Consider the following 20,062-nt stretch of genomic DNA (forward strand, 5'->3'; position numbering starts at 1 on the left):
CTATCCGGGATAGTCCGGGGCGACTTCGCAAACCCTTGCCGCCGTGCGAGCGATCAGGTCCAGCGCCAGCTCTTCGCTCGGCGCCTCCGAATAGATCCGCAGTTCCGGCGCATTGCCGGACGGACGCAGATGCACGATCGCGCCGCTGTCGAGCGTGACCCTGAGACCATCGGTCAGATCGGCGTTCACGGGCCGACCAAGCGGTTCAAAGAACCTGAGACGTCGATCCTCGTCGCCCGACAGATCCGCGACCAGCGCCTGGCCGGTGGCGGTCGGGAAATGCTCGATCCGGTCGCTCGCGGCCACGGGCAGCGCGAGCTCGGCGACATGGGCCGACAGCGTCTCGCCGGCCGCGCGGGCCGCGGCGAAGGCGCAGAGGATCGGCAGCACGCTGTCGCGCGTCGGCAGGGCCGCAAGCCGGGCCGAACCGACCGCCACCGGGTTTGCGGTCAACACGCCGCCATTGGCCTCGAAGCCGATGACGCGCTGGCGGCCTTTCTGCAGAGCTTCGGTCATGCCCGAAATCACATAGGGCGAGCCGACCCGGGTGCGGATGGCATCGGCGGTGCAGCCGGCTTCGATGCCGGAATTGGAGGTGATGGGCGTGACCACTGCGTCGGCGTCGAGATGGCGCGCGACGATCAGGCCCAGCGCGTCGCCGCGGATCACGCGGCCGGTCTCGTCGACCACCATCGGCCGGTCGCCGTCGCCGTCGGCGGAGACAAGGCCATCGAGCGAAAGCTCGGCCACCCAGTCCCCGGCAAGACGCCGGGTTTCCTCCGACACGGCCTCGGTGTCGACCGGAATGAAGACGCTGGAAGGCCCGAGCCCAATCACCTCGGCGCCGGCTTCGCCGAGAATGGCGGCAAGCGCGGCACTTGCCGCGGAACTGTGCTCGTAGAGCCCGATGCGCAAGCCGGCGAAAAGGCCTTCTGGCACGAAGCCGCGATAGCGGGCGACAAAGCCCGCCAGGGCTGCGGCGGAGTCGTCACGCAGGATCGCGGCAGGCGTCGGCGCGTCCGAAACCAGTCCGGGCGCGAGCCCGGCGATCGCCGCCTCGTCGTGTTTGTCGATCTCGCCGTCGGGGCGGTAGAACTTGACGCCGTTGCGGTCGTCGGGAATGTGCGAGCCGGTGATCATCAGCGCCGCAGCGCCCCGGCCCATGGCATGCAGCGCAAGCGCCGGCGTCGGCAGCACGCCGCACTCGACCGGCTTGAGGCCCTCGGCCACCAGCGCCGCCGCGCACTGGCGCGCAATCTCCGGGCTCGAGGCGCGCCTGTCGCGGCCGAGATAGATTTGCGCCCCGCGGGCGGCCTGTCCGGTTTCGATCAGGTGACGGGCAAAGGCGCGCGCATGGGCGGCGGCCGTGCCGTCCGTCAACTCTCCGACCAGGCCGCGCAGTCCGCTGGTGCCGAATTTCGCTGCCATCTGTCCGTTTCTCCAGTCTGTCCGGGCGTGCCGACCTTGCTTCCGGCGACGGCTCAGCCGTGCGCGGGCAACATGTCTTCCTGCCTGAGATATTCCACCAGTGCACAGAACACATGGTAGAAGGTGCTGGCCGGCATGTCCTTGGAAATCACCCGGCCCTTGGGATCGATCTGATCGTACCAGCCGCCGGCCGCGGGCGTTGTGAGATACCGGTTGAAGATCACGTCGAGCATGCGGATGAACAGGGTTTCGTCCCCCGGCAGCCCTTCGGCGCGGGCGAGCAACCCGGCCTTCAAGGCTTCGGTCTGGCACCAGAGCCGCGCCGTTCCGAGCATCGCCGAGCCGTCGGGCGCCATCGAATCGCAGACCGCATCGGTGCCGCGGGCGTGGCCGAAGGCATGGCTTGTGGCATAGAGCTTGCGGCAATATTCCTTGAGTTCCGGCTGATCGGCAAAGCGCGCCTGCCGGAGCAGCAGCCACACCCATTCATAATGGTGGCCGGGTTCGACCCGGGCGGGACGGTCGGTGCGCACCGACCAGTCGCGCTCGAAATGCTCGGTCACGCTCCAGGTTTCGGGATCGAAGAACACCGATTTGAACAGCTCGACCGCCGTCTGCGCCCGGTCGAGGAAGGCCTGCTCGCCGGTCACTTCATACCAGGCCTGCATCGCCTCGAGATAATGCATGTGCGGATTGGCGCGCCTGTAATCGAGCCGCAGGCTCGATTCGTAGAAGCCGCCCTTGGCGTGGTCGATCAGATGCGCGTCCATATAGGCGATGGTGCGGTCGGCCCATGCCCGCGCCTCGGGCCACTTGGTCGCCTGCCACAGCCAGGCCAGCGCCAGGAGCACGAAGCACTGGTCGTAGGTGTCGCGCTGCGGGTCCTTCACCGTGCCGTCGGTGTTCCACAGATGGATCCAGCCGCCGTCCGCGTGCCAGCCGGTCGAGGTGAGCGTGTCGAAGCAATGGGTCAGCACCTCGCGCGCGTTCCCCTCCCAGCCCAGGAGCTCCGCATTGGCAAAGCAATAGATCTGCCGGGCGAGCACCCGCAGCCGCTTGAAGCCCAGATCCGCCGGAGAGCCGTCATGCTGCAGCGCCTCGTGGACGCCGCCATGCACCCGGTCGACGCCCGCGCCGGCCCAGAGCGGCAGCGCGGTGTCGAACAGCCAGTTGCGGATCGCCCGCGGCGAGGGCACCGGGCGGCCGGAATGGGCGACGGCCAGCGGCGGCCATTCGCCGGTGGCCTTGACCCGGCCGGCGATGTCCTTGACCAGATGCGACTTGTCGCGATGGACGATCAAGAGCGCGTCGGGCTGCGAGACGACGATGATATTGTCGAGCCCCGCGACGGCGAGCAGCCGGTCCTCGGACCTCAGATAGCTGTCGGCAACATCGATGGTGAGCACGTCGCCGAAGCGGGCATTGCCGGCCTCGTCGAGCGGCGAGCCGTCATGCAGCTGGTTCCAGGAGCCGAGATCGTTCCAGTCGAACCGCGCCGGCACCACGCCGATACGGCGCGCGTTTTCCATCACCGCATAATCGATCGAGACCTTGGGGCTCGCGGCAAAGGCCTCGGCATCGAGCCGGTGGCATTTGCCGATCACTTCAGCACGGGCGACGGCGAGCTTCGCCTGCGCCCAGACCTCAGGCTGCTGGCGCGCAAGCTCGGCGCCCATTTCACCGGCGCGAAACATGAAGATGCCGCCGTTCCAGAAGAACCGGCCGGAGGCGAGAAATTCCTTGGCCGTCTCCAGATCCGGCTTTTCGCGAAACCGGGAGACATCGAACACGGCGCCGTCTGCCGCCCCGCGCTCGATATAGCCGTACTGGGTTTCGGGCCGGGTCGGCGCAATGCCGATGGTCATGATGCCGCCGCGCCGGGCGAGCGCCTCGGCACCGGTGCGAATCACGTCGAAAAAGGCCGGCACGTCGGAGATCTGGTGATCCGACGGCAGCACCAGCACCATCCGCTCCGGCTCGCTCTCGGCAAGGTCGGCGATGGCGGCGGCAATCGCCGCGGCCGTGTCGCGGATCAGCGGTTCGAGCACATAGCGCTCGACCTCGACGCCGCCGGTCTCGCCCTGTTCGACCAGCAGCGATTCGAACTCGATGCCGCCGACGATCCGGGTCGGCAGATAGCGCAGGCCTTCGCCACGGAAATCGACGCGTTCGAGCGTGTTGGCGAGCAGGGTCTTATCGTTGACCAGCTTATGGAACTGCTTGGGCTTGGACTCCCGCGACATCGGCCAGAGCCGGGAGCCGGCGCCGCCGCACAGGATGACGGGCGTGATGGTGTGCTGTGTGTCCATGACGTCTTCCGATTTGCGCCTATTGCCGGCCAGGGGTGTGCAACCCGTCGCCGCACCGGGAAACCATCAATTGGTCAGTGCGGCAACTCATGCGATGCATCCGTGACAGTCCGGACATTCGGATTCCTGTTTCTGCGCAGGCTCAGGCCCGCGCGTTGGTTTGGTGTTGCAGGCTTTCCGCCTTGACCGGACGCGACATCAGCGCGATGCGCGCTTCCTCCGCCGACATCCTGCCCGACAGGACCAGCCCGGCGGTCTGCATCACCGGGCAGGAAATGGCGTGCTTCTGCGCAATCTCGTTGGCGATGGTGACGGTGTGCACCCCTTCCGCCAGCTTCATGCCCGAGACATCCTGGCCCTTCCCCACGGCAATGCCGTAGGCGAAATTGCGCGACAGCTCCGACGAGCAGGTCAGCACCAGATCCCCCAGGCCCGACAGTCCCATCAGGGTTTCGGGCCGGGCGCCCATCGCCACGCTGAGCCGGGCAAGTTCGGCATAGCCCCGGGTGATCAGCGCCGCCTCGGCGCTCGCCCCCATGCCGCCGCCCCGGCAGATGCCGACGGCGATCGCCATCACATTCTTGAGCGCCCCGCCGATCTGCACCCCGAGCACATCGTCGGATGCGTAGAGCCTGACGGCATCGCCCGACATCGATTCGGCGAGCGACTGCGCCTCTTGCAGCTGCGGCATCGCCAGCGTGACGGCGGTGGGCAGGCCGCGCACCACGTCGGCGGCAAAACTCGGGCCCGACAGCACGCCCACGCGGTGGTCGGGCAGCGCCGCCGCAATCACCTCGGTTTGCATCCGGCCGGAGCGGTTGTCGATGCCCTTGGCGCAGGCAATCAGCACCGCATCAGCCGCAAGAGCTTTTGCCGCCCGGGCGGCAACATCGCCCGTCGTCTGGGCCGGAACCACGAACAGCACGGTCGTAGCCCCCTCGAGCGCTTCGACCATGTCGGCGGTGGCGCGAAGCGCGTCGGGCAGCCGGGCCTCGCCCAGATAGGCGCGATTGGTGCGCGCGGTGTTGATTTCCGCGCAGGCGGCAGCGTCGCGGCCCCAGATCGTGACCTCATGTCCCTGGCGAACAAAGGCTGCGGCCAGGGCGGTGCCCCAGGCGCCGGCGCCGAGAATGGAGATGCGGGACATGCGATGGCGGCCCTTCGTGCGTGTGGAGCGGCCGGATCCGGCCCCTGAAATCAAGTCTCATCCCTTACCGGCAGCCATCCGGGGTGGCAAGCGCCGGCCCCGCTCGACCTCGCCCTCTCACCGCATCCCGGCAGCGCGGCGTGCGGCCTTTTCGGACGTATCGAGCGCGCCCGCGGTGCGACGCCAGAAATCGGACATCAGCGCCGGATCGCGATTGGCCTCCAGGGCGCGCCACTGCGGGAACGACGCCTCGAACAGGCACGGCGACATGCGCTGGTCCTTGTAGGGATTGAGCGCGCCGCCGGCAGCAAGCACGATCTCGTCGAGCGCGTCGAGCATCTTGAGCGTCTGCGCGCCGGAATTGGCGAAATCGAGCGTCAGCGTGAAGCCGGGCCGCGGAAACGACATCAGGCCTGGCGAGCGCACGGTACCAAACCGCTTGAGCACGGTCAGGAACGAGGCCGCCCCGTGGGACTGGGCACATTCCAGCAGCGCGATCGTGGTCTCCCGGGCACGGTCGGCCGGATAGACGCTCTGGTGCTGGTAGAGGCCGCGCGGTCCGTACAGCCGGTTCCAGCCGGTCACCGCGTCGAGCGGGTGGAAATAGGAGGCCCAGGAGACGATGCCCGTCGCCTCCCGCTTCGGCGCGCGCAGGTAATAGGCGGCGTTGAAGGCGGAGAGCGTGAGCCGGTTCAGGAGATTGACCGGCGGCGCGAACGGCACCGCAAGCTTCGGCGGCGATGGCGCCCGCGCCGGGCCGCCGTCCTCGGCATGGTCGCCGGCGAGCATCACGCCGCGCCCGAGGCGCGCGCCACGGGCCAACTGGTCGATCCAGGCGACCGAATATTCATGGGCGGCGTCGATCGCGTCGATGCGATCGAAATAGCCATCGATGGAGCCGAAGCGGAACACGGTCTGGCGCACATTGGCGGAGGGCACCCGCATCAGCCGGATGGTGGCCGATTCGATCACGCCAGTAAGCCCCATGCCGCCGATGGTGGCCTCAAACAGCGCATGGTTCGCATCGGATGAGCAGAGCCTGGCCTGCCCGTCGCTGGTCATGAGCAGAAAGGAGATCACGGAGCAACCGAAGGTGCCGCGGCGGTGGTGGTTCTTGCCGTGAACGTCGTTGGCGATGGCCCCACCAAGGGTGACCTGCGCCGTTCCAGGCGTGACCTCCAGGAAATAGCCATGCGGCATCACCAGCGCCAGGATCTCGGAGAGGAGCACGCCGGCATCGGCGGTCAGAACCCCGGTTTCGGGATCGAAGCTGCGGATGGCGGCGCCAGGCCGCAACGGGATCAGACGGCCGCCATCATTGTGGCAACTGTCGCCATAGGAGCGTCCGTTGCCGAAGGGCAGGAGCCCGCCGGGGGCCGCCCCCTTCAGGGCCTCGAGCGACGCCGCCTGGCGCGGGTGGCGGACCACCCGGCCCCAGCTTTCATATCGACCCGCACCCGCCATCACATTTGCCATGCGGCCATGAGCACCAGCACAGCGCCGGCGACAGTGGTGATCTGGCTGCGCCAGTCGCGCATGATGAACACCACCGGATCATCATGCATCTGCGAGCGGCGGGCGAGGATCCAGATCCTCAAGAGCATGTAGAGGATCAACGGGCAGAGCGGCCACAGCAACGCCGGTTGCGCGTACATCGAGGCCACTTCCTTGCTGTCGACATAGAGCGCCAGAACCATCGCCGCCGAAAACGCGGAGGCCACGCCGGCCTGGCCGATCATGTCCTTGTCGGAGCCGACATAAGAGCGGCCCTTGAGCCGGGTGCCGTCATCCTCGGCGAGTTCGTCGAGCTCAACATAGCGCTTGACGAGGGCCAGGCTGAGGAAAAAGAAGATCGAGAACGCCAGCAGCCAGAACGACAGGTCCACACCGGTTGCCGCAGCGCCTGCGACGATGCGCACCGTGTAAAGCGTGGCGAGCGTGAACACGTCCACCAGCAGCTTGCGCTTGAAAATGAAGGTGTAGAGCGTGGTGATCACCGCGTAGAACACCAGCACGATCCAGAAATCCGGCGGCAGCAGGCTCGACAGCCCGACCGAACCCATCAGCAGTGCCGCCGCCGTAGCGCAGGCCACCGGGATCGACACGGCGCCGCTTGCAAGCGGCCTCAACCGCTTGCGCGGATGCTGCCGGTCGTTGGCGAGATCCGAGATGTCGTTGACCACATAGACCGCGGAAGCCAGGAAGCTGAAGGCGAAGAAGGCTGCGACCGCCGCCAGCACCAGGCCCATATCGGCATATTCGTGGTTGAGAACCAGCGGCACCGCGATCAGCACGTTCTTGAGCCACTGGTGCACGCGGATGGACTTGAGAATGGCCAGCGGCGAGACCCTGGCCACCGGCAGGACTTCGGCACCATGGCGCGCGCCCCAGCGCCGGGCCGCGGAATCGGGCGCGACGATGATGGCACGCCGGGCCGCATCGAACACCTTGAGGTCGTCGCGGCTGTTGCCGGCATAATCGAAGCCGCCGTCGCCGCAGAGCGCCACCAGCCGGTCGCGCTTGCGCCCGGAAGTCAGGTTTTCGCTTTCGGAGGAATGCAGCACGCGGTCGAACAGGCCGAGATGGGAGGCGATGGCCTGGGCGGTCGATTCGGCTGCGCCGGTCACGAGCCAGACCGGCTGGCCCTGTTCGCGCGCGATCCGGATGCGTTCGATCACCTCGGCGCGGTAGGGCCAGTCTCCTCCAGCGCTCTGATAGCGCGCGGCGACTTCGCGCTTGAGCACCGCCTTGCCGGCGATCGCCCAGCCAATCGCCGCAAAGATCAGCCAGGGCCGCCGGATCAGGATCGACGCCAGCCCTTCCCACAGCGTGTCGGTGGCAATCAGCGTCCCGTCCAGATCGATACAAAGCGGCACATGCCGGTTGTCGCTCACAGCGTCCATGATTGTGTCCCTGCCTCTGTCTGCACCGACATGTGGCGGAAAACACTTCACTTCCGGTAAAATCTTGCCTGAGCGGAGAGAAAACGGCACTCAATGGCACCGGTTTTACCCGATGTGGTTAGCAAAACCTTGCGCATTGCGGCGATGGGTTTTCAAAGAGAAAAAAGTTGGTGGAGCCAAGCGGGATCGAACCGCTGACCTCCTGCATGCCATGCAGGCGCTCTCCCAGCTGAGCTATGGCCCCGGGACGCGAAAGAAAGATGCGAGCGCATCACCTTCCGCGAGGCGCCGGACCCGAATTCTGTCCGGCAGGTGCGGCTTCATACTTCTGCAGCCGCACAAGATCAAGATGAAAATTCAATCCTTTTGCAGTTTTGCAAAGCGGGCGGTTTTTCCCCGCCCATGAATTTTCCTACTGGTCGTCGTCGTCGTCATTGACGCCGATGATGTCGCTCACATCGTCGTCATCGTCATCGTCGTCATCAGCCAGGAACGTGTCATCGTCGTCGTCGTCGATTTCCACGTCGTCGTCATCGATATCGGGAAGATCGTCGGACTTGCCGGTGCTGGAGGCATCGTCATCCGCCTCTTCCAGCGAGACCATTTCCACGTCAGCGGATTCGCCATCGACTTCCGCGACTTCTTCCTCTTCCTCTTTCACCTTCTCGATCACGGCAACCTTGGCCGTCTCCTCGAAATAGGAAATCGGATATTCCTTGCCCGTGTAGGGCGATACGATGGGATCTTTGTTCAGATCGTAGAATTTGCGCCCGGTTTCGGGGCAAACGCGTTTTGTTCCAAGTTCCGGTTTTGCCACTGTCGAAGCCTCATGAACTGGCGGGAAGGTTGAAAGCTCAAGCGCCCCTCCTCCCGTTTCGGCGGTTCGGTCCCCATAATGATGTTGAACGCGGCTGTCAAAGCCATTCTCACGGAAAATCGGCCCAATCCGGATGACGCGCCCCCCGAGCCTGTGATAGTCACCCGAACGTATCAGAAAGGGCGGATCCCCCGCCCCGACCAGCCGGAACCCCTTTGGATGGGACACGCCAAACATTCGCCCCGACCCGCCACGGCCTCGGCAAGTCCGGGGCTCAGGGGCGAGATCCGCGTGCCAGGCGACAAGTCGATTTGCCACAGCGCGCTGCTGATCGGCGCGGTGGCCGACGGCGAGACGCGGATCACCGGCCTGCCCGAGACTTCCGATGTGCGCGCAACCCAATTGGCCGTGGAGGCGGTGGGCGCTTCGCTCCTCTCCCAAGGCGATGCGCTGATCGTCCACGGCACCGGCAATGGCTGCCTGCTCGCCCCTGATGCGCCGCTCGATTTCGGCGATGCCGGCCCCGCCTGCGCGCTTTCGATGGGGCTGCTGGCGCCTTACGATTTTCCGTCGACATTTACGGGCGGTGCCAGGCTGTCGCGCCGGCCGATGGACCGGGTGCTCGATCCGCTGCGGCAGATGGGCGTCCAGGTCGAGGCCCAGGCCGGGGATCTGCTGCCGGTGACCCTGCGCGGTCCGCGCTGGCCCGCGCCGATCGGCTGCCGCCTGCCTGTCGCCTCGGCGCAGGTGAAATCGGCGCTGCTGCTTGCCGGTCTCAACATTCCCGGCATCACCACGGTGACAGAACCGGTTGCGACGAGAGACCACACGGAACGAATGCTGGCCGGCTTCGGCGCCACCCTCGACATCGAAACCGCGGCCAATGGCGGCCGCACCATCAGGCTCGAGGGGCGCGGCCGGCTCCGGGGCCAAACCGTCACGGTGCCGGCCGATCCTTCTTTGGCGGCATTTCCGCTGGTGGCCGCGCTGATCGTGCCGGGGTCGGACATCCTGATCCGCAACGTGCTGATCAATCCCGACCGCGCCGGCTTGGTCCGGACGCTTCAGGAGATGGGCGCCGACATCGAAATCCTCGACCCGCGCCGGTCCACAGGCGAAGAGATCGCGGACCTCAGGGCAAGAAGCTCGGACCTGACCGGGGTCACGGTGCCGGCGGAACGCGCCGCCTCCCTGGTCGACGACTATCCGGCGCTGGCGATTGCGGCAAGCTTCGCCTCGGGCGAGACGGTGATGCAGGGCCTTGGCGCAGTCAGAGCGGAACAAGGAGAGCGCATCGCCGCGATCGCGCAGGGGCTCACGCTCAACGGCGTCGATTGCAGCCAAGGCGAAGGCTGGCTTTCGGTCCGGGGCCGGCCCGGGGGCAAGGGGCTGGGCGCGAGAAAGCGCGACGCGGTGGTCGCAACCCGCCTTGATCATCGCATTGCCATGAGCTTTCTTGTCATGGGACTTGCGAGCGAACATCCGGTGCATGTCGATGACTGCGCGATGATCGCCACCGGCTTCCCGGATTTCATCGGCCTGATGACGGGCCTCGGTGCGGAGATGGAAGAAAGATGAGCGAGCGGACCGTCGAATTTCACTATGACATTCTCTCGCCGTTTGCGCATGTGGCGCTCAAACGCATGGAGACGCTGCCCCCGCACGTGAAGGTGCGGCCGGTGCCGGTGCTGCTCGGGGCGATTCTCGCGCATTGGGGGCAGCGCGGGCCGGCGGAGATTTCCGCCAAGCGGCTCCACACCTACCGGCTTTCGGTGTTCCTGGGCCAGCGCCAGGGGCTCGCCATGCGCTTTCCGCCGCGCCATCCTTTCCATCCGCTGAAGGCGCTCAGGCTGCTCGCCGGCGCGGATGCGGATCTCGCCACCGTGCGGCGCGCCTTCGATTTCGTCTTTTCCGAGGGCCGGGCGCCCGACACCGACGACGGGATTGCCGCCTTTGCCGAGGCAACAGGCATCCCGCTCGCGCTTGCCAGTGACGAAGGCGCCAAGGCCGCGCTCAGGGCCAATACCGACCGGGCGATCGCCTGCGGCGTGTTCGGGGTTCCGAGCTTCGTCGCGGCCACCGCAACCGGGCACGAGGTGTTCTGGGGCGTGGACGCCTTCGACATGCTGATGGCCTGGCTTGCCGACGAAACCCTGTTCGCGCACGAGCCCTATTCGCATCTCGGCGGCGTGACCATCGGGATAGAACGCGCATGAGCGCGTACCGCCGCCCTGGCTGCCGGAAATGCCAGCGGCGGCAGGACGCAAGCCAGTCCCCTTAACCCCAGTCCAGGACCCAGGCCGATGTATTTGCCCCCGCATTTCGCAGAAACCGACGAAACCGTCCTGCGCGCCCTGATCAGGGCGCATCCGCTCGGCCTTCTGGTGTCCTCGTCGGACACGGAGCTGCTGGCAAACCCGGTGCCGTTCCTGCTCAGCGAGCGGGACGGCGCAACCCTGTTGCGCGCGCATCTGTCGAAAGCCAATCCGCAATGGCGCCACATCAAGGACGGCGCCCGGGTGCTGGTGGCATTCCAGGGCGGCGACACCTATGTGACGCCCTCCTGGTATGCCGGCAAGGCCGAGCACGGCAAGGTGGTACCGACCTGGAACTATGCGATGGTGCAGGCGCGGGGCGAGGCGCGCGTGCATGAAGGCGCCGACTGGCTGCACCCGCAGGTGAGCGAACTCACCGACACGCACGAGGCCGCGCGGCCGGCGCCCTGGGCCGTGAGCGACGCGCCGGAGACCTTCGTGGCAGCCCAGCTGCGCGGGATCGTCGGCATCGAGATCGAGGTCAGTGAGTTGACCGGCAAATGGAAAGTCAGCCAGAACCGGCAGGAAGCCGACCGCCGCGGGGTCGAGGGCGGCCTGCGCCACGAAGGGCAGGAGGCGATGGCCGACATGGTCGCGCGTCATGGCGGGCTTGCAGATACATGAGGCATAGGAAATGAACACGCAGACACATTTCGTCATCGCGGTCGACGGGCCGGCGGCTGCGGGCAAGGGCACGCTCTCGCGCAAGCTCGCGCATCACTACGGGCTCGGCCACCTCGACACGGGGCTGACCTATCGCGCCACTGCCAAGGCGCTTGTCGACCGGGGCCTGCCCTTCGATGACGAGGCTGTCGCCGCTGCGGTCGCCGCCGAACTCGACCTTGGCCATCTCGACCGGTCGGTGCTTTCGGCCCACGAGATCGGCGAGGCCGCGTCCAGGATCGCGGTGATGCCGGGCGTGCGCAGGGCGCTGGTGGAGGCGCAGCGGCGCTTCGCGCTCACCCCGCCGGGCGCCGTGCTCGACGGCCGCGACATCGGCACCGTCGTCTGCCCCGACGCGCCCGTCAAACTCTACGTGACCGCGAGCCCCGAGAGCCGGGCACGCCGGCGCTATGACGAAATCATCGCCGGCGGCGGCACGGCCGACCTGGGGGCGATCCTCGCAGACATCGAAAAACGCGACCAACGCGACAGTTCGCGTGCCGATTCGCCACTCAGACCGGCAGCGGATGCGCACTTGCTAGATACAACCGAAATGGGTATAGAGGCCGCGTTCGAAGCCGCGCGCGTTCTCGTGGATGCTGCGCTCGAACGCTGAACCAAGCCAGCGAGCCTGTCCCGCGCCATCTTGTCCCGCCCCGATCCGAGGCCAGGGACAGACAGGCATCGCCGGTACGATCAACACCAGCCAGGCGCACCCGGCCGCGGGACCAAGCGGCCTCCAGGAGAATTCATGTCACAAACCCAAACCATGACAGAGGATTTCGCATCCCTGTTCGCCGAGTCCATTGCCACGCAGGACCTCGCCGAAGGCTATGTCGCCAAGGGCATCGTCATCGCCATCGAGAAGGACGTCGCCATCATCGACGTCGGGCTCAAGGTCGAAGGCCGCGTTCCGCTGAAGGAATTTGGCGCGAAGGCCAAGGACGGCACGCTCAAGGTCGGCGATGAAGTCGAAGTCTATGTCGAGCGGATCGAGAACGCACTCGGCGAAGCCATGCTGTCGCGCGAGAAGGCTCGCCGCGAGGAAAGCTGGGTCCGCCTCGAAGAGAAGTTCAACGCGCAGGAACGCGTCGAAGGCGTCATCTTCAATCAGGTCAAGGGTGGCTTCACCGTCGATCTCGACGGCGCCGTGGCCTTCCTGCCGCGCAGCCAGGTCGATATCCGCCCGATCCGCGACGTCTCCCCGCTGATGCACATCCCGCAGCCCTTCGAAATCCTCAAGATGGACAAGCGCCGCGGCAACATCGTGGTTTCGCGCCGCACCGTGCTGGAAGAAAGCCGCGCCGAACAGCGCTCGGAAATCGTCCAGAACCTGGAAGAAGGCCAGACCGTCGAAGGCATGGTCAAGAACATCACCGACTACGGTGCGTTCGTTGACTTGGGCGGCATCGACGGCCTGCTGCACGTCACCGACATGGCTTGGCGCCGCGTCAACCATCCGTCGGAAATCCTGTCGATCGGCCAGACCGTCAAGGTCCAGATCATCCGCATCAACCAGGAAACCCACCGCATTTCGCTCGGCATGAAGCAGCTCGAAAGCGATCCGTGGGATGGCATCGGCGTGAAGTATCCGGCCGGCAAGCGCATAACCGGCACCGTGACCAACATCACCGACTACGGCGCGTTCGTCGAACTGGAGCCGGGCATCGAAGGCCTGATCCACGTCTCGGAAATGTCCTGGACCAAGAAGAACGTGCATCCCGGCAAGATCCTGTCGACCTCGCAGGAAGTCGACGTGGTCGTGCTCGAAGTCGACCCCAACAAGCGCCGCATTTCGCTCGGCCTCAAGCAGACGCTCGAGAATCCGTGGGAAGTGTTCGCCCAGAGCCATCCCGCCGGCACCGAAGTCGAAGGCGAAGTCAAGAACAAGACCGAATTCGGCCTGTTCATCGGCCTCGAAGGCGATGTCGACGGCATGGTTCACCTCTCCGACCTCGACTGGAACCGGCCGGGCGAGCAGGTCATCGAGGAGTTCAACAAGGGCGACGTCGTCAAGGCTGTCGTGCTGGACGTCGATGTCGACAAGGAACGCATCTCGCTCGGCATCAAGCAGCTTGGCAAGGACTCGATCGGCGAAGCCGCCGCTTCGGGCGAACTGCGCAAGAACGCCGTCGTCACCGTCAAGGTGACCGCAGTGACCGATGGCGGCCTGGAAGTGGCGCTGGTCGATCACGAAGACTTGTCGTCGTTCATCCGCCGCTCGGACCTGTCGCGTGACCGCGACGAGCAGCGCCCCGAGCGCTTCTCGGTCGGCCAGGTGCTCGACGCCCGCGTGACCAACTTCTCCAAGAAGGACCGCAAGGTCGGCCTGTCGATCAAGGCCCTGGAAATCGCGGAAGAAAAGGAAGCCGTGGCACAGTTCGGCTCGTCCGACTCGGGCGCCTCGCTCGGCGACATCCTCGGCGCAGCTCTCAAGAAGCAGAGCGGCGACGAATAAGTCGCGCTTCCTTCGAAGCCAGACAATCAGACCCGCCGGAGCGATCCGGCGGGTTTTTTCGTCAATAGCCGCCGATCACCGGCAGGATCTCACCGGTGATGTAGCTCGAAGTCTGCGGCGAGGCGAGGAAGACGAAGGCAGGCGCGATTTCCTCGGGCTGCGCCGGACGCTTCATCGGCGCCTGCTTGCCAAAATTCCGGACCTGCTCATTTGGCCTGTCGGACGGATTGAGCGGCGTCCAGACCGGACCGGGCGCCACGCAATTGACGCGGATGCCCTTGGGCATCAGGTTCGATGACAGCGCGCGCGTGAAGGCGTGGATGCCACCCTTGGTCATGGAATAGTCGACCAGTTCGCCCGAGCCGTCGATGCCGGTGGTCGAGCCGGTGTTGATGATCGCAGAGCCGGTGCCGAGATGCGGCACCGCTGCCTTGGCCATGTTGAAATAGCCGTAGAGATTGGTCTTCAGCGTCTCGTCGAAATGCTCATGCGTCAGGTCGTCGAAATCGAAGGCGTGGTACTGGAAGGCGGCATTGTTGACGAGGATGTCGAGCTTGCCGAAGGCCTCGACGGTGCTTGCGACCGCGGCCTCGCACTGGGCGCGGTCGCGGACGTCGCCGGACAGCAGGATGCAGCGGCGGCCCTCCTTCTCGACCATCGCCCGTGTCGCCTCCGCGTCCTCGCGTTCGTCCAGATACAGGATCGCGACATCGGCGCCTTCGCGGGCGAACAGCACCGCCACCGACCGGCCGATACCCGAATCGCCGCCGGTGACGATCGCCGACAAGCCTTCGAGCTTCCCCGACCCGCGGTAGAACGGCGCATCGTACAGGGGGGCGGGGTCGAGCGCATGCTCGGCGCCGGGCTTGCTCTGGTGGCCTTGGGGGAACGGCGGCACAGGATAGGTCCGTGCACCAGCCTGCATGGGGCCCGGTTCCGGCGCTTCCGATCGCGCATCCACCGCGTCGACCTGGTCCTGGATGGCGCGCTGTGCCTCGACGGCATCTTCAACGGATCTGTTCTCGGTCATGGCTGTCTCCGTGGGTTTGTCGTGAAAGGGGATTTCCAGGACAACAGGACAGCCGGGACTTTGGTTCCGATCAAGAACGGCCAGACCGGGACACGCGCCAGGCCGGTGGAAGGCCACCCGCCGCAGCGGCCCGGCGGGTGGCTTGCGCGGGACGCGCGCTCTCTCGCGTCCTGCAACCTTGATTACTTGGCGGTGATGACCGTCATGACCAGCTTGTCGTCGACCCGGACAGGTCCGTCTTCCTTGGCGCCGAGCGTGTATTCGAAAACACCGGTCTGGCTGCCGCCTTCCTCGCCATGCAGCATCAACATGAGCATCTCGCCGCTCTTGACCGGTTCCGTCAGGATCGCGGTGACATCGCTGTTCGCGCCCGCCTTGAGCGGCGCATAGCCGACCACCGGGCCGGGCTTCATGTCGGCATCGGTGCGATGCACCACCATCCAGCCGTTGGCGCCGGCGGTGATGCTGGAGGCGGTAACGGTGCCGCCCGAGACGTCCTGGTCGTCCCCCATGACAGCCAGCTTGCCGTCACTCATGGCAAAGGCCTGGGAGGCGAACAGCACGGCGGCGAACAGGGTGGATGCGGTCGCAATTCTAGTTTTCATCTCGGAATGTTCCTCTCTTTTTCATGATGACGCGGATGCGCCGGCATCATGGGAGACGGATGCCTGGCAAGGAGAGTTTCAGCGAGCGCCGGTTTTTTTCGCTCCGGCAACGGCTTTGCGACACGCAGGCACTGCGCAAGGCGGCGCAGCTTGTCCGGCTTGCGCCATTGACGCAGCGCCCTGCCGGGGCCACATCCTGGAACATGGACATTTCGGACCGGCTGCGCCTGACGCTGAGACAGGGAAACGACCCGATCGACGCCTTCGCCTACGAGGCGCGGCAGGAGGCGGCGTCTGCGCTCGGCCGGATCGGCAGGCAGCTGGAGGAAGCGCTCGCCGCGCTCAAGCGCCATGACGAGACGCCGAACTCCAATCGCGACCGCGAGGACCTGCTGCAGGACGCCGCCGACCGGGTGCAGGCGCTGATCATCCAGCGCGAGGCTTTCGGGCTCTATGCCTCGCGCGACATCCAGAACTTCTACGGCGTACCCCGCGAGGTAATGCTGCGCATCGGCATCGTCAGGCTGAAGCGGTAACCGCCTTTGACGAGCCGGGGCGCATCATACTGAGTCAGTCCGCTGATGCGCGATCCCCTGCGGACTCATGTCAAGGCAAACACTTTCGGACAGCCTGCCCCGCTTGCCGCGCGCCAGCCTAGCTGTGGGCGAAGATGTCGGTCTCGTCCCAGCCCAGGAGATCGAGCTTGGCGCGGGTCGGCAGAAACTCGAAACAGGCCCTGGCATGGGCCTCGCGGCCGTCGCGAACCAGCCGCTCCGTCAGTTTCTCCGTCAAGGCATGCAGGTGCAGCACATCGGAGGCGGCATAATCGAGCTGGGCCTGGGTCAGGGTCTCGGCGGCCCAGTCCGAGGACTGCTGCTGCTTGGACAGGTCGATCTCGAGCAGCTCCCGCGTCACGTCCTTGAGCCCGTGCCGGTCGGTATAGGTACGGGTCAGTCGCGAGGCGATCTTGGTGCAGAACACCGGCGCGGCAGTCACGCCGAAGGTGTGATAGAGCACGGCGATGTCGAAGCGGCCATAGTGGAACAGCTTGCGCCGCTTGCGGTCCTTCAGAAGCTTGACCAGGTTAGGCGCACGGGTCTGGCCCGCGGCGATCTGGATCACGTCGGCGGATCCGTCACCGGGCGACAGCTGCACCACGCAAAGCCGGTCGCGGCGCGGCACCAGGCCCAGCGTCTCGGTGTCGATGGCGATGTCGCCCGTGTAAAGCGCCATTGCCTCGTCGGAAAGGTCGCCCTTGTGGGTGCGGATCTCGGCCATGGGTCATCCAATCTGTTTCAAGTTGCTCCGGCTATAGCCCGGGGCACCCTTGCAGGCAAGAAAACGGCCGGGCAAAAGCCCGGCCGCAGCATCGTTGCCGTCCTTGGACGTGGCCCCGGGGACGCCTCAATAGGGGCAGGCGTTGTCCGACATGTAGTCGTGCACGGTCACCTTGCCGTCGATGATGTCGGCCTTGGCGGCTTCCACCGCGGCCTTCATCTCTTCGGTCACCAGCGAGGCATTGTTGTCGTCCATGGCGTAGTCGACGCCGTCTTCGGCAAGACCGAGCGAGTTGAAGCCGTAGGAGAACTTGTCGTCCTTGGCGTCCATGAAGGCGTTGTAGACCGCCACGTCCACGCGCTTGACCATGGAGGTCAGAACATGGCCGGGCTGAAGGCCGTTCTGGTTGGAATCGACGCCGATGCCGAGCTTGCCGGCGTCGGCCGCAGTCTGCAGCACGCCGATGCCGGTGCCGCCGGCGGCGGCATAGATCACGTCGGAGCCCTGGTCCATCTGCGACTTGGCGATTTCGCCACCCTTGACCGGATCGTTCCAGGCGTCGGGCGTGGTGCCGGTCATGGCTTCGAGCACCTTGGCATCCTTGTTGGTGGCGAGCACGCCGCCCTTGTAGCCGCAGGCGAACTTGCGGATCAGCGGGATGTCCATGCCGCCGATGAAGCTCACGGTGCCGGTCTGCGACGCCTTGGCGGCCATCACGCCGACGAGGTAGGAGCCTTCCTGTTCCTTGTAGACCACCGAGCGGACGTTCGGCGCTTCCACCACCATGTCGATGATGGCGAAATCGGTGTCCGGATATTCCGGGGCGATCTTCTCAAGGGCAGCGCCCCACGAAAAACCTGCCATGACGATCGGATTGTTGCCGTCCCTGGCAAAGCGGCGGAGCGCCTGCTCGCGCTGGGCGTCGTTGGCGATTTCGAAATCGCGGTAGTCGATGCCGGTTTCGGTCTTGAACTTCTCGGCGCCGTTATAGGCGGCCTCGTTGAAGGATTTGTCGAACTTGCCGCCCAGATCGTAGATGATCGCCGGCTTGATGTCGGCGGCCATGGCGGTTGCCGACATGGCGGTCATGGCGAGGAAGCTCAAAAGCGTGCGTTTCATGATGTGCAGCCCTGTTGGTTATGTTGATCTTTGTGGGTCCTCCCGCATGCCCGAAAGGGCAGACCTGCGGAATGCGCCGGCCTGGCGCGACCGGAAGCCCGCATCCTTGCACGGCTTCACGCAGATGCCAACGTGGTTTTTTGGCACCCGCGGAACGGATCGGCCCGCCCGGGATCGCGCGGCAGGGTTGCGGCCGACTGGGCCTCAGGAGGCAACCGGGAAGGCCACGCCGGTGCCCTTCAGGGCGGACTGGTCGCCGGGGTTTCGCGCGGCATGCTGCTGGTGGTTGGCTTCGGCATGATAGAACGCCGCAAGCGGCGCGACCTCGGTGACGATCCGGCCGCTGTGGCCGGCCCCGACCAGCGCCTGCTGATAGATCGCGCGCGCCGCGTTCGCCTGGTCGAGCTGCTCCGGGTTCGTCGTGAAGATCGCCGAGCGGAACACCGTGCCGATATCGTTGCCCTGGCGCATGGACTGGGTCGGGTCGTGGCGCTCGAAGAACCGCGCGAGCAGGTCGCGGTAGGCCAACCTGGCGGGATCGAACACCACAAGCACGGCCTGGGCATGGCCCGTGAGGCTTGAGAGCACTTCCTGGTAGGTCGGGTTGGGCGTGAGCCCGCCGGCATAGCCCGCAGCCGTCACATGCACGCCCTCGAGCGGCCAGAACAGCTTCTCAGCGGCAGAGAACCGCCCCATGGCGAAACAGGCGCAGTCCATCCCCTCCGGGAACGGCGGCTTGAGCGGCCACCCGCTGACAAAATGATGCGGCGCCGTTTCGATCGGCTCCGGGCGCCCGGCGAGCGCCTCCTGGGGCGTCGGCATCGTCGTCTTGCGCTGGAACATTTCCACCAGAAACATCGGCCCTCCCTTTCACAAGGCGCGCCCGGCTACCGCTCCCGCGCCGTCGCTCACGCGTCCGGTCGCCAGCGGGTCATGCGGCAAAGCGGCCCGCCGGGCGACGCCGGCGATAGCCCAGCAGGTAAAACAGCAACGAAAATCCCAGGAACACGGCAAAGGCGGGCTGGTCGAGCAACCAGATCAGGACCGGGTCCCAGACCCAGTCCGGCAGGTTGTCGACCACCAGGCGCTCCAGCATGGCGAAGGTGTCGGAACTGTTGGTCGACCAGGAGGCCAGCAACGAGGTCAGCACCAGCTGGCCCGCCGCCACCGACTGGATCGCGTCGACCAGCCCGGCAATGACGGCGAACACCAGACAGATCATGCTCAAAACCCGCGCCAGAAACCGCATGCATGCCTCCAAAGACCCGGGCCACGCCCGGGCAGCAGCTCTCATCCTGCCCATGACATAAAGGCCGGGCTCCCTTCGCGCAATGCCCGCAGTGCCCGGGACCAGGCGCGACCGCAACCGGCCGGGCTGCCGCGCCGGGCGCCGGCTGTGCAATCGCGCGACATTGTCGCCGGGGGCAGCAAATAGCGGTTGCCAAGCAAGGCGTCTTGGCTATAGTGCCGGCCGATCCGGACCGGAGACTCCGCGGCGCAACACGCCAAGCGATTTCCGGCAGGGCGACCGCCTTGACAGCGACCGGCATGTCCGGGTACTTGCCCGGACCGAGATGCGGAGAGGTGGCCGAGTGGTCGAAGGCGCACGCCTGGAAAGTGTGTAGGCGGGAAACCGTCTCGAGGGTTCGAATCCCTCTCTCTCCGCCATAACCCTGCTGTCCGACTCGGGCTCATTCCGGGACATGGTTTATATTTGACACCGCAGAGCTTTTTGACACGCTCTTCAGCGCCAACGGGTTCTTTGCGGGTTCGGCCCTGTCCTTTTTGTCATCAAATAGGTCGATATCGCAGCCCATGAAGATGGCAATGCAGATGCGTCCGCAGCGCGTGGCATGCGCGGCGCGATCGCGCGGCAGGGTCAACGCCCTGGGCAGAATGGGCGGCCAGCGCATGCGCATTCAGAACCATGCCATCCTTTCCATCGCCATTCACGCCGGCGGCACCCCGATGGTGATGGGGCGGCGCAAGC

The 20,062-nt window shown here is 65.9% G+C and carries 19 protein-coding genes and 2 tRNA genes; 7 read left to right on the forward strand and 14 right to left on the reverse strand.

The annotated features are described in order from the left end of the window. The 7 genes from AWJ14_RS19060 to AWJ14_RS19090 all read right to left on the reverse strand — a co-directional run bounded on the left by AWJ14_RS19060 (window position 1) and on the right by AWJ14_RS19090 (window position 8,604). A complete protein-coding gene (locus AWJ14_RS19060) occupies window positions 1–1,428 on the reverse strand; it encodes a phosphohexomutase domain-containing protein (protein WP_066183113.1) in 1,428 nt (475 codons plus the stop codon). A 53-nt stretch (window positions 1,429–1,481) separates the two neighbouring features. Next, on the reverse strand, window positions 1,482–3,737 hold the full coding sequence (locus AWJ14_RS19065; RefSeq protein WP_066183116.1) for an AGE family epimerase/isomerase: 2,256 nt from the start codon (window positions 3,735–3,737) through the stop codon (window positions 1,482–1,484). Between the two features lie 142 nt (window positions 3,738–3,879). Continuing rightward, window positions 3,880–4,884 carry an NAD(P)H-dependent glycerol-3-phosphate dehydrogenase gene (locus AWJ14_RS19070; RefSeq protein WP_066183119.1) on the reverse strand — a complete coding sequence of 335 codons (1,005 nt, stop codon included), beginning with the start codon at window positions 4,882–4,884 and terminating at the stop codon, window positions 3,880–3,882. Between the two features lie 117 nt (window positions 4,885–5,001). Next, the gene (locus tag AWJ14_RS19075) at window positions 5,002–6,360 is read right to left on the reverse strand and encodes an FAD-binding protein (RefSeq protein WP_066183122.1); all 1,359 of its coding nucleotides are present in this window, start codon (window positions 6,358–6,360) and stop codon (window positions 5,002–5,004) included. Then, window positions 6,348–7,787 (reverse strand): UbiA family prenyltransferase, encoded by a 1,440-nt coding sequence (locus AWJ14_RS19080; protein WP_066183125.1) that lies wholly within the window; start codon window positions 7,785–7,787, stop codon window positions 6,348–6,350. The genes AWJ14_RS19075 and AWJ14_RS19080 overlap by 13 nt, the downstream gene beginning before the upstream one ends. Window positions 7,788–7,955: 168 nt before the next feature. Continuing rightward, window positions 7,956–8,031: transfer RNA gene (locus AWJ14_RS19085), tRNA-Ala, on the reverse strand. Window positions 8,032–8,199: 168 nt separating this feature from the next. Beyond that, window positions 8,200–8,604, reverse strand: coding sequence for a TIGR02300 family protein (locus AWJ14_RS19090; protein ID WP_066183131.1), 405 nt, complete (start codon window positions 8,602–8,604; stop codon window positions 8,200–8,202). 219 nt (window positions 8,605–8,823) lie between these two features. Between AWJ14_RS19090 and aroA the strand changes: the two genes are divergently transcribed. From aroA to rpsA, 5 genes are all read left to right on the forward strand, one after another. Further along, window positions 8,824–10,182 carry a 3-phosphoshikimate 1-carboxyvinyltransferase gene (aroA, locus tag AWJ14_RS19095; protein WP_066183134.1) on the forward strand — a complete coding sequence of 453 codons (1,359 nt, stop codon included), beginning with the start codon at window positions 8,824–8,826 and terminating at the stop codon, window positions 10,180–10,182. Next, the gene (locus tag AWJ14_RS19100) at window positions 10,179–10,820 is read left to right on the forward strand and encodes a 2-hydroxychromene-2-carboxylate isomerase (protein WP_066183136.1); all 642 of its coding nucleotides are present in this window, start codon (window positions 10,179–10,181) and stop codon (window positions 10,818–10,820) included. The genes aroA and AWJ14_RS19100 overlap by 4 nt, the downstream gene beginning before the upstream one ends. Window positions 10,821–10,907: 87 nt before the next feature. Further along, window positions 10,908–11,543 (forward strand): FMN-binding negative transcriptional regulator, encoded by a 636-nt coding sequence (locus AWJ14_RS19105; RefSeq protein ID WP_066183139.1) that lies wholly within the window; start codon window positions 10,908–10,910, stop codon window positions 11,541–11,543. Window positions 11,544–11,553: 10 nt separating this feature from the next. Next, complete coding sequence (gene cmk / locus AWJ14_RS19110; protein ID WP_066183142.1) at window positions 11,554–12,198, forward strand: (d)CMP kinase; 645 nt, start codon at window positions 11,554–11,556, stop codon at window positions 12,196–12,198. Window positions 12,199–12,333: 135 nt separating this feature from the next. Beyond that, window positions 12,334–14,040, forward strand: a complete 1,707-nt coding sequence (gene rpsA, locus AWJ14_RS19115; RefSeq protein WP_066183145.1) for a 30S ribosomal protein S1 — start codon at window positions 12,334–12,336, stop codon at window positions 14,038–14,040. Between the two features lie 61 nt (window positions 14,041–14,101). Here the strand turns inward: rpsA and AWJ14_RS19120 are convergent, their stop codons facing one another. Next, complete coding sequence (locus AWJ14_RS19120) at window positions 14,102–15,070, reverse strand: SDR family oxidoreductase (protein WP_066183148.1); 969 nt, start codon at window positions 15,068–15,070, stop codon at window positions 14,102–14,104. Window positions 15,071–15,252: 182 nt separating this feature from the next. Further along, window positions 15,253–15,675 (reverse strand): DUF7282 domain-containing protein, encoded by a 423-nt coding sequence (locus tag AWJ14_RS19125; protein ID WP_066183151.1) that lies wholly within the window; start codon window positions 15,673–15,675, stop codon window positions 15,253–15,255. A 59-nt stretch (window positions 15,676–15,734) separates the two neighbouring features. Here AWJ14_RS19125 and AWJ14_RS19130 point away from each other — a divergent pair, with 59 nt between their 5' ends. Then, window positions 15,735–16,211, forward strand: a complete 477-nt coding sequence (locus AWJ14_RS19130; RefSeq protein WP_245304369.1) for a DUF6665 family protein — start codon at window positions 15,735–15,737, stop codon at window positions 16,209–16,211. Window positions 16,212–16,329: 118 nt separating this feature from the next. Here AWJ14_RS19130 and AWJ14_RS19135 read toward each other — a convergent pair whose 3' ends face one another. From AWJ14_RS19135 to AWJ14_RS19150, 4 genes are all read right to left on the reverse strand, one after another. Beyond that, a complete protein-coding gene (locus AWJ14_RS19135; RefSeq protein ID WP_066183154.1) occupies window positions 16,330–16,953 on the reverse strand; it encodes a ribonuclease D in 624 nt (207 codons plus the stop codon). 126 nt (window positions 16,954–17,079) lie between these two features. Further along, entirely contained in the window at window positions 17,080–18,072 is a 993-nt protein-coding gene (locus AWJ14_RS19140; RefSeq protein ID WP_066183157.1) for a BMP family lipoprotein, read from the reverse strand. A 204-nt stretch (window positions 18,073–18,276) separates the two neighbouring features. Continuing rightward, window positions 18,277–18,930, reverse strand: a complete 654-nt coding sequence (gene msrA, locus AWJ14_RS19145) for a peptide-methionine (S)-S-oxide reductase MsrA (RefSeq protein WP_066183159.1) — start codon at window positions 18,928–18,930, stop codon at window positions 18,277–18,279. A 73-nt stretch (window positions 18,931–19,003) separates the two neighbouring features. Continuing rightward, a complete protein-coding gene (locus tag AWJ14_RS19150; protein ID WP_066183160.1) occupies window positions 19,004–19,321 on the reverse strand; it encodes a hypothetical protein in 318 nt (105 codons plus the stop codon). A 329-nt stretch (window positions 19,322–19,650) separates the two neighbouring features. Between AWJ14_RS19150 and AWJ14_RS19155 the strand changes: the two genes are divergently transcribed. Beyond that, window positions 19,651–19,740 (forward strand) — tRNA-Ser (locus AWJ14_RS19155). A 23-nt stretch (window positions 19,741–19,763) separates the two neighbouring features. On the opposite strand, the gene AWJ14_RS19160 is transcribed toward AWJ14_RS19155, so the two are convergent. Further along, complete coding sequence (locus AWJ14_RS19160; protein WP_066183163.1) at window positions 19,764–19,991, reverse strand: hypothetical protein; 228 nt, start codon at window positions 19,989–19,991, stop codon at window positions 19,764–19,766. Window positions 19,992–20,062 lie beyond the last annotated feature (71 nt).

The sequence above is a fragment of the Parahoeflea olei genome (genome assembly GCF_001703635.1).
In the GTDB taxonomy this organism is placed as follows: domain Bacteria; phylum Pseudomonadota; class Alphaproteobacteria; order Rhizobiales; family Rhizobiaceae; genus Hoeflea; species Hoeflea olei.

What these genes read in the sequence shown, in the direction of transcription:
- AWJ14_RS19120 (WP_066183148.1), bottom strand. Translation starts at nt 15,070, where the DNA reads ATGACCGAGAACAGATCCGTTGAAGATGCCGTCGAGGCACAGCGCGCC.
- AWJ14_RS19105 (WP_066183139.1), top strand. Translation starts at nt 10,908, where the DNA reads ATGTATTTGCCCCCGCATTTCGCAGAAACCGACGAAACCGTCCTGCGC.
- AWJ14_RS19060 (WP_066183113.1), bottom strand. Translation starts at nt 1,428, where the DNA reads ATGGCAGCGAAATTCGGCACCAGCGGACTGCGCGGCCTGGTCGGAGAG.
- AWJ14_RS19100 (WP_066183136.1), top strand. Translation starts at nt 10,179, where the DNA reads ATGAGCGAGCGGACCGTCGAATTTCACTATGACATTCTCTCGCCGTTT.
- AWJ14_RS19080 (WP_066183125.1), bottom strand. Translation starts at nt 7,787, where the DNA reads ATGGACGCTGTGAGCGACAACCGGCATGTGCCGCTTTGTATCGATCTG.
- aroA (WP_066183134.1), top strand. Translation starts at nt 8,824, where the DNA reads ATGGGACACGCCAAACATTCGCCCCGACCCGCCACGGCCTCGGCAAGT.
- AWJ14_RS19070 (WP_066183119.1), bottom strand. Translation starts at nt 4,884, where the DNA reads ATGTCCCGCATCTCCATTCTCGGCGCCGGCGCCTGGGGCACCGCCCTG.
- AWJ14_RS19135 (WP_066183154.1), bottom strand. Translation starts at nt 16,953, where the DNA reads ATGGCCGAGATCCGCACCCACAAGGGCGACCTTTCCGACGAGGCAATG.
- AWJ14_RS19075 (WP_066183122.1), bottom strand. Translation starts at nt 6,360, where the DNA reads ATGGCAAATGTGATGGCGGGTGCGGGTCGATATGAAAGCTGGGGCCGG.
- AWJ14_RS19140 (WP_066183157.1), bottom strand. Translation starts at nt 18,072, where the DNA reads ATGAAACGCACGCTTTTGAGCTTCCTCGCCATGACCGCCATGTCGGCA.
- AWJ14_RS19160 (WP_066183163.1), bottom strand. Translation starts at nt 19,991, where the DNA reads ATGCGCATGCGCTGGCCGCCCATTCTGCCCAGGGCGTTGACCCTGCCG.
- AWJ14_RS19150 (WP_066183160.1), bottom strand. Translation starts at nt 19,321, where the DNA reads ATGCGGTTTCTGGCGCGGGTTTTGAGCATGATCTGTCTGGTGTTCGCC.
- AWJ14_RS19065 (WP_066183116.1), bottom strand. Translation starts at nt 3,737, where the DNA reads ATGGACACACAGCACACCATCACGCCCGTCATCCTGTGCGGCGGCGCC.
- AWJ14_RS19130 (WP_245304369.1), top strand. Translation starts at nt 15,735, where the DNA reads ATGCCTGGCAAGGAGAGTTTCAGCGAGCGCCGGTTTTTTTCGCTCCGG.
- msrA (WP_066183159.1), bottom strand. Translation starts at nt 18,930, where the DNA reads ATGTTTCTGGTGGAAATGTTCCAGCGCAAGACGACGATGCCGACGCCC.
- rpsA (WP_066183145.1), top strand. Translation starts at nt 12,334, where the DNA reads ATGTCACAAACCCAAACCATGACAGAGGATTTCGCATCCCTGTTCGCC.
- AWJ14_RS19125 (WP_066183151.1), bottom strand. Translation starts at nt 15,675, where the DNA reads ATGAAAACTAGAATTGCGACCGCATCCACCCTGTTCGCCGCCGTGCTG.
- cmk (WP_066183142.1), top strand. Translation starts at nt 11,554, where the DNA reads ATGAACACGCAGACACATTTCGTCATCGCGGTCGACGGGCCGGCGGCT.